The 13999-nt window shown below is 71.2% G+C and carries 14 protein-coding genes; 9 read left to right on the top strand and 5 right to left on the bottom strand.

Annotation, left to right across the window (positions count from 1 at the left end; translation table 11 throughout):
- Positions 1–58 precede the first annotated feature (58 nt).
- The 3 genes from fabG to ACQPZ4_RS50210 are packed head-to-tail and all read left to right on the top strand — an operon-like array spanning position 59 to position 3034.
- Positions 59–808, top strand: a complete 750-nt coding sequence (fabG, locus tag ACQPZ4_RS50220; RefSeq protein ID WP_433067093.1) for a 3-oxoacyl-ACP reductase FabG — start codon at positions 59–61, stop codon at positions 806–808.
- Positions 809–818: 10 nt separating this feature from the next.
- Positions 819–1988 carry an acyl-CoA dehydrogenase family protein gene (locus tag ACQPZ4_RS50215; protein WP_433053679.1) on the top strand — a complete coding sequence of 390 codons (1170 nt, stop codon included), beginning with the start codon at positions 819–821 and terminating at the stop codon, positions 1986–1988.
- Positions 1985–3034: an acyl-CoA dehydrogenase family protein gene (locus ACQPZ4_RS50210; RefSeq protein WP_433053676.1), complete on the top strand. Its 1050-nt coding sequence runs from the start codon at positions 1985–1987 to the stop codon at positions 3032–3034. Before ACQPZ4_RS50215 ends, ACQPZ4_RS50210 begins: the two co-directional genes overlap by 4 nt.
- Here ACQPZ4_RS50210 and ACQPZ4_RS50205 read toward each other — a convergent pair.
- From ACQPZ4_RS50205 to ACQPZ4_RS50190, 4 genes are all read right to left on the bottom strand, one after another.
- Complete coding sequence (locus ACQPZ4_RS50205) at positions 3031–3486, bottom strand: MaoC family dehydratase (RefSeq protein WP_433053673.1); 456 nt, start codon at positions 3484–3486, stop codon at positions 3031–3033. The two genes, ACQPZ4_RS50210 and ACQPZ4_RS50205, sit on opposite strands and share 4 nt — an antisense overlap.
- A 62-nt stretch (positions 3487–3548) precedes the next feature.
- Positions 3549–6719, bottom strand: a complete 3171-nt coding sequence (locus ACQPZ4_RS50200; protein ID WP_433053670.1) for a S8 family serine peptidase — start codon at positions 6717–6719, stop codon at positions 3549–3551.
- A 334-nt stretch (positions 6720–7053) separates the two neighbouring features.
- Complete coding sequence (locus ACQPZ4_RS50195) at positions 7054–7992, bottom strand: mechanosensitive ion channel family protein (RefSeq protein ID WP_433053667.1); 939 nt, start codon at positions 7990–7992, stop codon at positions 7054–7056.
- Between the two features lie 31 nt (positions 7993–8023).
- Positions 8024–8203, bottom strand: a complete 180-nt coding sequence (locus tag ACQPZ4_RS50190) for a hypothetical protein (RefSeq protein WP_433053664.1) — start codon at positions 8201–8203, stop codon at positions 8024–8026.
- A gap of 42 nt (positions 8204–8245) precedes the next feature.
- Between ACQPZ4_RS50190 and ACQPZ4_RS50185 the strand changes: the two genes are divergently transcribed.
- The 3 genes from ACQPZ4_RS50185 (at position 8246) to ACQPZ4_RS50175 (ending at position 9730) form a co-directional block, all read left to right on the top strand.
- Positions 8246–8932 carry an HAD family hydrolase gene (locus ACQPZ4_RS50185; protein ID WP_433053661.1) on the top strand — a complete coding sequence of 229 codons (687 nt, stop codon included), beginning with the start codon at positions 8246–8248 and terminating at the stop codon, positions 8930–8932.
- 9 nt (positions 8933–8941) lie between these two features.
- Positions 8942–9274 (top strand): hypothetical protein, encoded by a 333-nt coding sequence (locus ACQPZ4_RS50180; protein ID WP_433053658.1) that lies wholly within the window; start codon positions 8942–8944, stop codon positions 9272–9274.
- A 114-nt stretch (positions 9275–9388) separates the two neighbouring features.
- Positions 9389–9730 (top strand): STAS domain-containing protein, encoded by a 342-nt coding sequence (locus ACQPZ4_RS50175; protein ID WP_433053655.1) that lies wholly within the window; start codon positions 9389–9391, stop codon positions 9728–9730.
- Here ACQPZ4_RS50175 and ACQPZ4_RS50170 read toward each other — a convergent pair.
- A complete protein-coding gene (locus ACQPZ4_RS50170) occupies positions 9720–10103 on the bottom strand; it encodes an ATP-binding protein (RefSeq protein ID WP_433053652.1) in 384 nt (127 codons plus the stop codon). The two genes, ACQPZ4_RS50175 and ACQPZ4_RS50170, sit on opposite strands and share 11 nt — an antisense overlap.
- Before the next feature lie 108 nt (positions 10104–10211).
- On the opposite strand from ACQPZ4_RS50170, the gene ACQPZ4_RS50165 reads away from it, so the two are divergent.
- From ACQPZ4_RS50165 to ACQPZ4_RS50155, 3 genes are all read left to right on the top strand, one after another.
- The gene (locus tag ACQPZ4_RS50165; RefSeq protein ID WP_433053649.1) at positions 10212–10577 is read left to right on the top strand and encodes a TraR/DksA family transcriptional regulator; all 366 of its coding nucleotides are present in this window, start codon (positions 10212–10214) and stop codon (positions 10575–10577) included.
- Between the two features lie 239 nt (positions 10578–10816).
- A complete protein-coding gene (locus tag ACQPZ4_RS50160; RefSeq protein WP_433053646.1) occupies positions 10817–13549 on the top strand; it encodes an ATP-binding response regulator in 2733 nt (910 codons plus the stop codon).
- A complete protein-coding gene (locus ACQPZ4_RS50155) occupies positions 13546–13920 on the top strand; it encodes a response regulator (protein ID WP_433053643.1) in 375 nt (124 codons plus the stop codon). The genes ACQPZ4_RS50160 and ACQPZ4_RS50155 overlap by 4 nt, the downstream gene beginning before the upstream one ends.
- Positions 13921–13999 lie beyond the last annotated feature (79 nt).

The following is a 13999-nucleotide window of genomic DNA, read 5'->3' as shown; positions in this document are numbered from 1 at the left end:
AGACCCCGTCTCACGCGCGAGGATCGTTGTCGTGACCACTTCAGAAACCACTGCTGACCTGAACCGCGTCGCCATCGTCACCGGCGCGGCCCGCGGCATCGGAGCCGCCACCGCCATCCGCCTCGCCGCCGACGGACACGCCGTCGCCGTCCTGGACCTCGACGAGAACGCCTGCAAGGACACCGTCGAGCAGATCACCGGCGCCGGTGGGCGCGCGCTCGCCGTGGGCGCCGACGTCGCCGACGCCGAGCAGGTCGCCGCGGCCGTCGAGCGCACCGCCGCCGAGCTCGGGCCGCCGGTCGTGCTGGTGAACAACGCCGGGGTCATCCGCGACAACCTGCTGTTCAAGATGACGGACGGCGACTGGGACACCGTCATCGGCGTACACCTGCGGGGCGCCTTCCTCATGACCCGCGCGGCCCAGGTCCACATGACCGCGGCCAAGTTCGGCCGGATCGTGAACCTTTCCTCCTCGTCCGCGCTGGGTAACCGGGGTCAGGTGAACTACTCCGCGGCCAAGGCCGGACTCCAGGGCTTCACGAAGACCCTCGCGATCGAGCTGGGGCCGTTCGGGGTGACCGCCAACGCCGTGGCGCCCGGGTTCATCGCCACCGACATGACCGCGGCGACGGCGGCCCGCATGAAGATCGACTTCGAGACCTTCCAGAAGGGCGCGGCCGAGCAGATCCCGGTCCGCCGGGTCGGCAGGCCCGATGACATCGCCCACACCATCTCGTTCCTGGTCAGCGACGGCGCTGGGTTCGTCTCCGGCCAGGTGATCTACGTGGCCGGCGGGCCACTGAACTAAGGAGCTGCGTTTGAGTACAGCGGATCTCGCTCGCGAATTCCTGGCGGGTCACGATCCCGCACGCACTGACCCGCTGGAATTCCTGCGGGCGCGGTTCGATGCGGGGCTGGCGTGGGTGCAGTACCCGCCGGGGCTGGGCGGCCTCGGCCTGCCCCGCGCCGAGCAGCCGGAAGTCGACCAGGTCTTCATCGACGCCGGCGCGCCGGACAACAACCCGCGCCGCATCGGCATCGGGCTGGGCATGGCCGCCCCGACCATCCTCCGGCACGGCACCGACGAGCAGCGGCAGCGCTGGCTGCGGCCGCTGTGGACCGGCGAGGAGGTGTGGTGCCAGCTGTTCAGCGAGCCCGGCGCCGGATCGGACCTCGCCGGCCTCGGCACCCGCGCGGTCCGCGACGGCGAGGACTGGGTCGTCGACGGGCAGAAGGTGTGGACGTCGATGGCCCACGAGGCCCGCTGGGCGATCCTCATCGCGCGCACCGACCCGGGCCTGCCCAAACACCAGGGCCTCTCGTACTTCGTGCTGGACATGACGGCACCGGGCGTCGAAGTGCGGCCACTGCGGCAGATCACCGGCGAGGCGGAGTTCAACGAGGTCTTCATCACCGGCGTCCGGATCCCCGACACCGACCGCCTGGGCGCGGTCGGCGAGGGCTGGGCGGTGGCGCAGACGACCCTGATGAACGAGCGCGTCTCGATCGGCGGGCAGGCCATCCCGCGCGAGGGCGGCGCGATCGGCATCGTGGCCGACCTGTGGCGCAAGCGCCCGGAGATCCGCTCGCCCGGCCTGCACGACGCCCTCATGCGGCTGTGGGTCGACGCCGAGGCGGCCCGGCTGACCGGGGTGCGGTTGCGCCAGCAGCTCGCGGCCGGCCAGCCCGGGCCGGAGGGCTCGGCCTCGAAGCTGCTCTTCGCGCGGCTCAACCAGGAGATCTCCGCGCTGGAGCTGGACCTGCTGGGCGAGGAGGGCCTGCGCCACGACGAGTGGACGCTGCGCCGGCCGACGCTGGTGGACTTCGCCGGGCGTACCGCCGGCTACCGCTACCTGCGCGCGAAGGGCAACTCGATCGAGGGTGGCACCTCGGAGATCCTGCGCAACATCGTGGCCGAGCGGGTCCTGGGGCTGCCGCAGGAGCAGCGGGCGGACAAGGACGTGGCGTGGAAGGACCTGCCGAAATGACCGACCTGTTGTACTCCGAGGTCGAGGAAGAGCTCCGCGCGTCGGTCCGCTCCCTGCTCGCCGACCGCACCGACCTGTCCCGACTGGAGGGCCCGGAGCCCGTCGACCTGAAGCTGTGGCGGCGGCTGGCGGCCGACCTGGGCTGCGCCGGCCTGCCGATCCCCGAGTCGGCGGGCGGCGCCGGGGCGAGCTGGCGGGAGACGGCCGTGGTGATGGAGGAGCTGGGCCGCTTCGCCGCGCCGGTGCCGTTCCTGGGCAGCGCGGTGCTGGCCACGGCGGCCCTGCCGGCGGACGACCCGCTGCTGGCCGAGCTGGCCGCGGGCACCCGCACCGCGACCCTGGCCGTGCCGTTCTCGTCCGCCGGCGGTCCCCAGTGGACGGTCACCGCGGAGGGCGGTGCGCTGTCCGGCGCGGTGACGACGGTGGCGGATGCGCTGCCGGCGGAGGTTTTTCTGGTACCGACGGCGGCTGGTCTGTTCGCGGTTGAGGCCGCCGACGTCGACCGCACGGCGGTGGTCTCGCTGGACCTGACCCGGCCGGTCGCCGACCTGGCCTTCGACGGTGCGGCGGGCCGGCTCGTGGCCGCCGACGCGGGGCCGCTGGTCGCCCGGGCGCTCGTGGCCGGGGCCGCGCTGCTCGCCTCCGAGCAGCTGGGGATCGCCGAGTGGTGCCTGGCGACGACGGTCGAATACGGCAGGACGCGCCGCCAGTTCGCCCGGCAGATCGGCTCGTACCAGGCGATCAAGCACCGGCTGGCCGACCTGTGGGTCTCGGTCACCCAGGCCCGCGCGGTGGCCCGCTACGCGGCCGACTGCCTGGCCAACGACGACCCGGACCTGCCCGTGGCGGCGTCGCTGGCCCAGGCGTTCTGCTCGCCGGTCGCGGTCAAGGCGGCGGAGGAGTGCGTGCAGCTGCACGGCGGGATCGGGTTCACCTGGGAGCACCCCGCGCATTGGTACCTCAAGCGGGCCCGCGCCAACGCGGTCGCCCTGGGCTCGGCGACGCAGCACCGAGCCCGTTTGGCGGACCTGGTAAATCTGCCTTAGATCAGGAGACGCGTGAGGGATTCGGCGACACAGACCGGCTTGTCGCCGCCCTCACGCTCGATCGTGACCCGGTTCTTGAGCTGGACCCAGCCCTCGCCCTTGTCGTCGGCGACGAGGAGCTCGACGCCCGCCCGCACCTTCGAGCCGGTCGGCAGCGGGGCGGGAAAGCGGACCAGGTCGAGGCCGTAGTTGATGCCCATGCGGATGCCCTCCACGCGGTACACCTGGGAAACCAGGGTCGGCAGCAGGGAGAGCGTCAGGAAGCCGTGGGCGATCGTGGTGCCGAACGGGCCGGCCTTGGCGCGCTCCGGGTCCACGTGAATCCATTGGTGGTCGCCGGTCGCGTCGGCGAAGAGGTTCACCCGCTCCTGCGTGACCTCCTGCCACTCGCTGTAGCCGAGGTGCTCGCCCACCGAGGCCAGCAGTTCGCCCGCGCTTGCAAAGGTCCGCATGACCTCGATACTCAAACGGCCGGCCCCCGTTGTGCAAGGGGACCGGCCGCTTTGTGAGAAGGTCAGGTGCCGATGCGGTTGAGCCTCGGGCTCACCTTGATGGTGCTCTTGACGACCGTCGTGCCCGGCACCGCCGGGGACACGACCGAGGTGGTCACCTCGCCGTTACCGGGCAGGAGACCGAACACCGTCACCGTGTAGGACAGCGACGCGCCGGGCACCGGATCGGTGCTCACCACCCGCAGGTCCTCGGTCGGCAGGGTGTTCAGGGGCAGGCCCTGACCGCCCGTGCCGGTCACGTTCTCGGCCCCCACGACCATGTTCTGCCCGGCGGGCAGGGTGGCGATGGTGGCCGGGTCGTACGCGAAGACGATGTCCTGGACCCCGTTCACGCCGATCCAGACCTGGAAGTGGCGGGCGTTGAGGGTCCCGAAGTCGTTGACGCCCCACTCGACCACGAGCCAGCTGTCGACGCCGTCGGTCAGCGACGCCACCTGCAGGCCCTTCGCGCCCGTGCCGTCCAGGTCGGTCCAGAACGGTGCGAGCACGTTGTTCGGCTTCGCCGGGTCCGGGATCGGGGTGATGCTGCAGCAGTTGTTGTTCTCCCTGCTGTCATCACTGCCCGGATACAGGTACCCGTTGGAGTCGATCGTGACCGCGTTGTACGTGACGCCGTTGTAGACGAACGGCGGGACGTTGAACGTCGTCAGGTCCTCGTCGCCGATGGGCGTCGGGGTGATCCCGAAGATGTCGAGCGGGAGGTACCCGGCGATGGTGCCCGGCGTCAGCGACGGCGTGCCCGGGACCGCACCGGCCAGCGGCGCGCCCTTCTTCTCCACCTTGAACGGGTTGACCACCTTGGCGTTGCCGGCCCCGGCGACCGGGAGGTTCAGCGACGTCGTGGTGGTGAAGTCCGCCGTGGTGTCGTTGAAGGTGCCGTTGGTCGCGGTGACCGTGCACTTGCTGGTCTGCAGCAGGCCGATCTCGGTCGGCGTGCAGGCCTGGGTGACCTGGACGTCGCCCTGCTTGGGCACGAACGCGACCGGGAGGTGCAGCGTCGGCACTCCGCCGGTGACCGGCACGAGCCGGACCTCGCCGAAGTACTGGCCCTGCGTGGCGTTGGACTTGATCGTGATGCTGATCTGCTGGCTCTTGCCGGCGCCGACCGAGAACAGGGCCGGCGTGGCCGTGATGGACGAGCCGCTGGGCGACGTCGTCTCAACGCGGTACACGAGGGTCTTGTTCGTGACGTTCTTCGCCGTGCGGACGGCGGTGAGCTTGCCGGGCATGACCGGCGCGTTCACCGACGGCAGGTTGATCTGCACCGCGTTGACCGGGTCGTTGCCCAGGGCGAACATCCGGTCGGCCGTCTCGTCGAACGTCAGACCGGGGTTCGCGGCCAGGTTGACCTGAACGCGACCGGCACCGAGGTCGAACGGGTCGGCCGGGGTGACCCCGTCCTCCTTGAGCACCTTCGTCGTCGCGGTGGTCATCAGCGAGGACTTGATCTGACCCGGGGTGAAGCCCGGGTGCAGCGCCTTCTCCAGGATCGCGGAGCCGGCGATGTGCGGGGAGGACATGGACGTGCCGGCGATCGCCTGGAAGTACTGCCCGGGCGGGCCGACGGCGACGTCGTCGGGGGTCGGCGTGTTGCCGGCCAGGATCTGCGTGCCCGGCGCGGTGATGTCGGGCTTGATGAAGTTGCCACCCGGGCCGCGCGACGAGAAGCTCGCCATGACGTCGGAGGGCTGGGTGCCCTTCTCGCCCTGCGTGAAGCTCGCCGTGACGTTCGGGTGCGCGTTGACGTAGTTCAGGAACGGCACGCCGTCGGCGAGGTGCACCGTCGGCAGCCAGTGGCTGTCGCTCAGCGTCTCGGCCGCCGGGTTGTTGTACAGGATCATGCCGGCCGCGCCGCCCGCCTTGACCGTGACGCCCTTGAGGACCCGGTTGGGTCCGCGCTGGCAGGCCACGATCTTGCCGTCGAACAGGCCCGCCGGGACGGGCTTGATGCACAGCGCGTCGCTGTACGGGGCTGCCGAGGCAAGAACGACCGGGAGCGGGCTGGAGATGCCCGGGGTGATCGAAGTGCCGGTCAGCGTCGTCGACGAGCCGTCCGAGGAGCGGACCGTCAGCGTGCTGTTGAACGAGCGCTTCTGGGTGGACGCGGCCACCGTGGTCACCCACGGGGACAGGTGGTCGGACGTGCTCGCACCCGGGCCGCTGTTGCCGGCCGAGGCGGCGACGAACACGCCGGCCTTGTACGCGTCGAAGAACGCCAGCTCCACGATGTCGGTGTACGGGCTCGCGCCACCCGAGATCGAGAAGTTGATGACGTTCACGCCGTCCTTGATCGCCTGGGCGACCGCGGCGGCGGAGTCGGTGCCGTAGCAACCGGTGGCGCCGCAGACCTTGTAGACCGAGACCCACGCCCCGGGCGCGATGCCGTTGACCGGCCCGCGCTCGATGTCGAAGATCTTGGCCGACGCGACCGGGTCACCGGCGGCCGTCGACGCGGTGTGCGTGCCGTGGCCGTCGGAGTCGCGGGCGGTGTACCCGTAGACCTCCATCGGCTGCAGCGCGTTGTAGGTGTCCAGGAAGCCCTGGCCCCCGATGAGCTTCTTGTTGCAGACGAACGGGTCGGCCGCGGGGGTCAGCGGGTTGTCGCCGAAGTTGCAGGCGCGCGCGGTGCCGTCGGTCTTCGCCGGCGGGGTGCCGAGGTTGCCGTTGTCGGCGAAGGACGGGTGCTCCGGCCACACGCCACTGTCCAGCGAGCCGAAGATCACGCCCTTGCCGGCGTTGGGGGCCCCGCCCAGCTGCGGGTAGACCTTGTCCGCGCCGATGAATGCCGGCGAGGCGTCGGTCTGCGGCTGCCGGGCCGTGTCGGACTGCACTGCCACGACGTTGTCGATGGCCAGAATCGCGCTGATCTTGTTGGCCGGCACCATGAGTGCGATGCCGCCGTAGACCGTGCGCAGCTTCTGGCCGATCTTGGCGTCCGGGACCTGTTTCTTGAGGTCGGCGAGGAACTTGTCCTCGATTCCCGCAATTCGGTTTTCGTACCGCTTTTCGTCGGCGCCTCCGGACAGCGCCTTCCCCGTTACGGATGGACTGGTGGCGGCATATCCGGCAATATCGCCGGAATACGTCGCCGTGGCGTCGTAGTCGAGCTTGACCGCGACCGGCACCTTGGCCGTGTCGGAGCGGTTGAGCAGGGACGGGTCGGTCTTGGCCATGCGGCTCGTCGGCGATTTCGCCGCCGAGGTCTGCTTGGCCGGTTTGAGGCTTTCGACGGCCTTCAGGCTGCCTGCCGGGATTGGTGCCGCTGCGCTCGGATTCGCCCATGCGATCACGAGCATCGGTGGAACGAGTGCGGTCGCCACCGCGGCGTGCACCCATCTCCGTCGGCCCATCGTGCCCCCCTCTCACTGGTGGAGGTGATGCCTCAACATGCCAGCTTCGGGGCGCACTTGAAAGAGGGGACAACACCGCGGCAGCGAATTGTGCAGACTCGATAGGGCAACGACGAGGGTAAGTCCGAATTGGCTATTCGGCGGTCTATTTCGGCATTTATGCGCGTCGTTCATCCTCGTCCGGCGGCGGGTTGATCACCACGGTGTCGTCGCGCTGTTGCGGAACCTGCGGGTGGTTCGGGGCCGGCACCTGCGGGACCACCATCGTCGGGGCGTCGACCAGGCCGGGGATGGGGCCCGGCGTCGGGGGGACGATCCGGGCCTGGGCCGCCTCCTCCTCCAGCCGGGCGCGCTGGGCGGCGGCCTGGCGGGCCTCTTCTTCGCGGCGCTGCTGGGCCTCGCGCTCCTCGCGGCGGGTGGCGGCCGCGGCCTGCAGGCGGGTCGAGACCTCGGGGGCCTCCTGCTCGAGCCGGCCGAGCCAGCCCTCCCAGCGCTGCTGCATCGGGCGGACGAGCCCGCCGCCGACGCCGACGATGAGGATGCCCGCCACCGTGGCCAGCACGGCGATGAGGACCGGCGTGGTGACCGCGGTCGCGATGCCGATCTGGTTGAGCGCGGCGATCAGGCCGAGGCCGAGGATGAACCAGTACGCGACGGCGGCGAGCGCCCGGCCGTAGGCGAGCCCGCCGAGGGCGCCGGTGGCGAGGTCGCGCACGCCGGCCGCGATGGCCGCGGCGACCACGACGATCACGATCGCGACGACGGCCCGGGGCAGCCAGCGGACCACGGCGTCGATGAGTTCCGAGACCGGGTTGGGGCCCCACACGCCGAACGCGATCTGCAGGGTGAAGAGGAGCAGCGCGTAGTACACCAGCTTGGCGAGCAGGTCGCCGGCGTCCAGCTTGCCGTGGGTCAGCGCCTTGCCGATCCCCCCGCGCTCGGCCAGCCGTTGAAAACCGATCCGATCAAGCAGCTTGTGTACCGCCGTGCGGGCAAGCGTCGCGATGAGCCATCCGACGAGCAGGATGACGACGAACAGCAGGAAGGACGGGACGAACCGTACGATGTCGCCCAGGGCGTCGCGGACTGACTCCATGCCCCCAGGACATGCCCAGATTCAGGCGTGTTTATTCATCCATCCCCGCCAGGCCGTGGGGACTCTCCGGCTCCCGGGCGTGTTCGGGGCCGCCGGCCAGCTGTTCGGCCAGCGTGAGGCTGCAGTGTTCGGTGGCGAAGTCGCCGAGGTCGTCCGGTTCGAAGCCCGGAAACGGCTCCGCGACGGCGACCGTGCGATCGGGCTCGGTCATGGATCCAGTGATACCCCGGCCGTGGTGGGTATCACCCCGCACATGACCAAACCCGTGACCGGTGTGCTCTTTGATGTGGACGGCACCCTCGTCGACAGCGTGTACCTGCACGCCGTCGCCTGGTGGCAGGCGCTGCGTCAGCACGACCACGACGTGCCCATGGCCCGCATCCACCGCGCGATCGGCATGGGATCCGACAAGATCCTCGACGAATTGCTCGGGCCCGGCCGCGATGCGTCCGCCGACTCCGAGATCCGGGCCGCGCACTCGGCGTTGTACGCGCCGCACTGGCCCGCGCTGCGGCCGCTCCCGGGGGCGCGCAAGCTGCTGGACGCCTGCGCGGACCGGGGCCTCAAGGTCGTCCTGGCCACTTCGGCGTCCCGGCCGGAGTTGGACGCGCTGCTGCGCTGCCTCGACGCGGACGCGTCGCTGACGGCGGTGACGAGCGCGGACGACGCCTCGCAGAGCAAGCCGGCGCCGGACATCCTGGAGGTGGCGCTGTCCCGCTCGGGCCTGTCGGCGGACGAGGCGGTGTTCGTGGGCGACTCGGTGTGGGACGTGCACGCGGCGGGGAAGCTGGCGATTCCCTGCCTGGGGCTGACGTCGGGCGGGCTTTGCGCGGCGGAGTTGCTGGACCACGGGGCGGCCGGCATCTACGCGGACCCGCAGGATCTGCTCGACCACCTGGACGAGGCGCTGACCACGGCCTTCCGGATGGCGCTGGCGTAGCGCCTGGCATTGGCGCGGACCTCGCCGACCGGCGGCGCCTCGCGGGCGATCGCGTTTCGCGCCGGCGCCGTTGCCGATCGCGGGCGTTTCGGCACGGTGGCGGCGCTGGTCGTGCGGGCGTTTCGCGTCGGTGGCGGCGCTGGTCGTGCGGGCGTTTCGCGTCGGTGGCGGCGCTGGTCGTGCGGGTTTCGCATCGGCGTCGGTGTGACGTTGGGCGGTGGGTTGTCGACGATCGCGCGGGCGTTTCGCATCGGCGCCGGTGTGCCGTCTCCCGGCGACGGTTTGGGGGTAATCAAGCCGACATATCGCCTGCCAGGGTATAAATCCGAAATGTCGGGGTGAGGAGCGATGCCCGAGTCCTCCGCGCGGTTTGCACGGCGGCAACCTGCGTGAGCGTTTGAACTCCACCGATTGGGTACCCCACACTGTTGACCAGCGAGTCAGGAAGGAAGCCCGGTGGTGGAAGACGAGGCGATCTGGGAGCTGGAAACGCTCCGGCACGACGGCCGCGCGCACCTGGTGCTGGCCGGGGAGCTCGACCTGGACTCGGCTCCGAGCCTGCTCGCGGCGGTCGTGGCCGAACTGGACGCCGGCGCCGACGGGATCGTGGTGGATCTCACGGAGCTGTCGTTCATCGACTCCAGCGGCCTCGGCACGCTGGTCGGATGCTGGCGGCGCGCGAAGGCCGCGGGCGCGAAGCTGGTGGTGGCCAACCCGAACGAGGACGTCCGGGTCACGCTGGAGATCACCGGGCTGGATCAGATCCTGCCGATCACCAACGAGCCGGTCAGTAACTGACTTTCGGGGCGATCTCCGCCCAGACCGTTTTGCCGCCCTGGTGGGGCCGCACGCCCCAGGCCAGCGCGATCGTGTCGACGATCTGCATGCCGCGGCCCGAGGTACTGGTCAGATTGTCGATCTCGGCGATCCGGGGGACCTGCTCGCTGCAGTCGCCCACCTCGATGACGACCGTCTCGCCCCGGCGCAGCAGGCGCAGGACGGCCGGCGGCAGCCCGTGCCGCAGCGCGTTGGCGACCAGCTCGTGGCCGACCATGACCGCGCCGCGGGTGAGGTGGGGCATGTTCCAGGCCTCCAGGGCCTGGGTGATCACGCGGCGCGCCCGGCGGGCCTGACCCGCGGGCACGTCGACCTGGATCGAATCCCCCTCCACGGTGTTCATGGTGCCCTGTGCCGGTCGCAAAAAACAGTCAGGTTTGCGCCGCCACTCGGATGGGCAACCCCGGAGTCACTTAGTCGCCGTAGAGCCCGGGGGGCCCGAATGACGCTCGTGTACCCAGAGACCCGCACCCAGGACATCCGCATCGCTCTGCAGGAGCGGCGGGAGGAACTGGACGCGGAGTACACCGCCGCGGTCGCCGAGTCGACGCTCGCCGGTGTGGTCGACTCCGGCGACGACGTGGCTGACCTCGGCACGAAGGCCTTCAACCGCGAGCAGGAGTTCGCGCTCGCGCAGTCCCTGCGCACCCGCCTGGACCAGGTGGTGCGGGCGCTGGAGCGGCTGGACGCGGGGCACTACGGCACCTGCGAGACCTGCGCCGGGGAGATCCCGGTGGCCCGGCTGGCGGCGTTCCCGTCAGTCACGCTCTGCGTCTCCTGCAAGAGCCGCAGCGAGTCCCGTTACTAGCGTCAAGGCGCGCTCGGCGGCGCTCTGGAGATGGGGTAGGTACTCCGGCGCGCCGCCGGTGCGAGCCAGGTCCTCGGCGAGGAAGGTCGTGTAGTTCAGGACCGCGCCGAGGACGTTGGACAGGTCGTGGGTGGCCGTGGCGACTGTGGCGCGCAGCGCTTCCTCGCTCATCCGGCCCCCCGGCTCGCCTCGTGTGATTAAAGTGAGTCCCGTTCGCGAACGTAACGGGGCGTAGTCACATGGTAACTCTGGTCACAGCCGTCCTGGTGGCGGCCGTGTTCTTGCGGGCGTTCGGAGCCTGGTTCCGCGGCCGGGACGTGCTGCAGCTCGACGTCGCCCTGCTCTTCCTGCCGACCCTGGCCGTCTGCGTCAACGCCGCCGTGCGCGAGCACTCCCAGCGGCCGGTGCCCATCGCGGCCAGCGCCCTGGCGACCGCGCTCCTGCTGATCCAGCCGTACCTCACGCTGCGCCTCGCCGCCCGCCTCGGCCGGGTCCCGCGCTGGCTGGACATCTCCCTCCTGGTGCTCCTGCTCGGCAGCATCGCCGCGACCACCATGGCCCCGCGGCCGCTGAGCCTGGCCTACCTGAGCCTGGTCACGGCCACCTTCACGGTCACCGAGGCGATCGCCGGCACCATCCTGCTGCGGGTGAGCCGGCACCGCTCCGGCGCCGGGCGGATGCGCCTGCGGCTGGCCGCCCTGGCCACGTACCTGTACCCGGTGATGATGCTGATGCTGTTCACCGCGGCCGGGCGGTACCCGGGCCAGCAGGTCTGGTGGCAGCCGGCCGGGCGGGTCGTCGGGCTGGTCGCGGCCGTGCTGTACCTGCTCGCCTTCATCCCGCCCGCGTTCCTGCGCCGGATGATGTCGGCCACGGTCTGGTACGAGGCGACCGAGGACCTCCAGCGCCTGCCCGCGGACGTGGGCACGGGCCAGGTGTGGCGGCGCTTCGCGCACGTCGTGCACGACACAACCGGTACCGACGCGGTCCTGGTCCTGAATTCGGGCCTCGAACGGCTGGCCGCGGTCTGCCGCTCCGGCACGCACCTGCCGCACGAGCGCATCGACTTCGACGTGGACCGGCTCCTCGCCGCGAGCCAGCCGGTCCGCCTCCCGAAGGATCACCCGCTCGCCCTGGCCACCGCCACCCGGCTGGTCACCGCGCTGGCGCTGCCGGGGGCGGGCACGGTGCTGCTGCTGGACCGGTACCGCGCGCTGTTCAGCCACGACGACCTGCGCCTCACGACCGTGCTCGGCGGCCAGGCCAAGGTGCTCGCCGAGCGCAGCGCCGTGCTGGCCGAGCAGCGCGAGCTCGCCGCCGCCCTGGCCGACTCGGTCGGCGCGCTCACCCACGCCAGCCAGGCCAAGAGCGACTTCCTGGCCGGCATGAGCCACGAGCTGCGCACCCCGCTCAACGCGATCATCGGCTTCAGCGACCTCATGCGCGCCGAGCACCCCGACGGCGACCGGCGCAACGTCCCGGCCGAGTGGGTCGACCACGTGCACAGCAGCGGCCGGCACCTGCTCGGGCTGATCAACGACATCCTGGACCTGGCCAAGGTCGAGTCCGGCCGGTTGGAGCTCAACCCGGAGCCGATCGCGCTGGACGCGGCCGTGGGCGAGGTGATCACCACGCTGCGGCCCCTCACCGATCGCAAGGGCCTGCAGGTGTACCTCGATGTGCCCCCGTCCGCCGCGGTGTCCGCCGACCCGCTGCGCCTGCGCCAGATCCTCGACAACCTGCTGTCCAACGCGATCAAGTTCACCCCGGACGGCGGGCTGATCGCGATCACCGTCTCGCCCGCGATCGACACGGTGGCGATCACGGTCGCCGACAGCGGGATCGGCATCGCCCCCGAGGACCAGGAGCGGGTCTTCGAGGAGTTTCAGCAGCTCGGCACCGCGGCCCAGCGCAAGGCCGGCACCGGGCTGGGCCTCGCGCTCACCCGCCGGCTCGTCGAGGCGCACGGCGGGGAGATCGCGGTGGAGTCCGAGCTCGGGATCGGGAGCCGGTTCACGGTGCGGCTGCCCGCCGCCGAGCTTCCCGGGCCCGAGACCGCCGCGGAGGCCGCGCACGGCCCGGGCCGCGGGCGGGTGCTCGTGATCGACGACGACGCGCGGGCCGCCGAGCTGCTCGAGGCCTACCTGGCCGGGGCCGGCTACCAGGTCCGCACCGCGCCCAGCGGGGAGGCCGGGCTGGCCGTGGCCGGCGAGTGGCGCCCGGACGCGATCCTGCTCGACGTGATCATGCCGGGCCTCGACGGCTGGGATGTGATCCGGCTGCTCAAGCACGACGAGGCGCTGCGCGGCATCCCGGTCTTCTTCGCCACGATCGTCGACGACAAGCGGGCCGGCCTGGCCCTCGGCGCGGCCGACTTCTTCGTCAAGCCGGTCGACCACGACGCCCTCCTGGCCCAGCTGGCCCGGCACATCGCGCCCACGACAGAGCCCGCATCGGTACTGGTCGTCGACCGCGACGACACCACCCGCGCGGTGGTCGAGCGGCGCCTCACCGACGCCGGGATCGACGTCGTGACCTGTGACGACGGCGCGGAGGGGCTGCGGCTGTCCCGGGACCGGCACTTCGACCTGATCATCTGCGACCTGCAGATGCCGGGCGTGGACGGGTTCGCGCTGCTCGCCGGGCTCGAGCGGGAGCCGTCCACGCAGGGCATTCCGGTGCTCGCGCTCACCGAGCCGGATCTCTCCGACGCCGATCGCCTGCGCCTGACCGGGAAGGTCATCGGCACGGTACCGCGGGGTTCGGCCGCCGACGGCGTGCGCGAGTGGATCGACCTGGCCGCCATCGGCGATTCGCGCATCGACTCCGACGCCGATTCCCGCGCTGGTTCCCGCGGCGAAGTCCGCGCTGACTCGCGCGCCGACTCGCGCACTGACTCGGGCGCCGATTCGCGCGCCGGGGTTCGCGCGGACTCGCGTGCCGGGGTCCGGCCGGAGGGGGTGCCGGGATGAGCCGCGTGCTGCTGGTGGAGGACGAGGAGCTCAACCGGGTCCTGGTGCGGGCGATTCTGGCGCGGGCGGACGCACCGGCAGTACGAGATGCGGATCTTCTTGAAGCCGGCTCCCTCGCCGACGCCCGGGTCGCGCTCGCCGCCAACGACGTCGACCTGGTGCTGCTGGACGTCAACCTGCCCGACGGCAACGGCCTGGAGCTTGCGGCCGAGCTGCGGGACGTGCCCGAGCACCCGACCGTCATCGCCCTGACCGCTTCGGTGCTGCCCCACGAGCGGGCGGCGGCGATCGAGGCGGGGTGCGATGCCTTCCTGGACAAACCGTACGCCGCCGCCGATCTGGTGCAAATGCTGGCAAGTCGCCTAAGTTGACATCGGTGGTTTGATCCTCGGCCTTCGCTGGGTAGGAGCCTCGACGCTCCACTCGTACCGGCAAAGGGGAGGAACGGGT

It is taken from the genome of Dactylosporangium sp. CS-033363 (genome assembly GCF_050942475.1).
GTDB lineage: Bacteria > Actinomycetota > Actinomycetes > Mycobacteriales > Micromonosporaceae > Dactylosporangium.
Note: the sequence above shows the minus strand (reverse complement) of the source record. Positions and strands in the feature narration are given on the sequence as shown.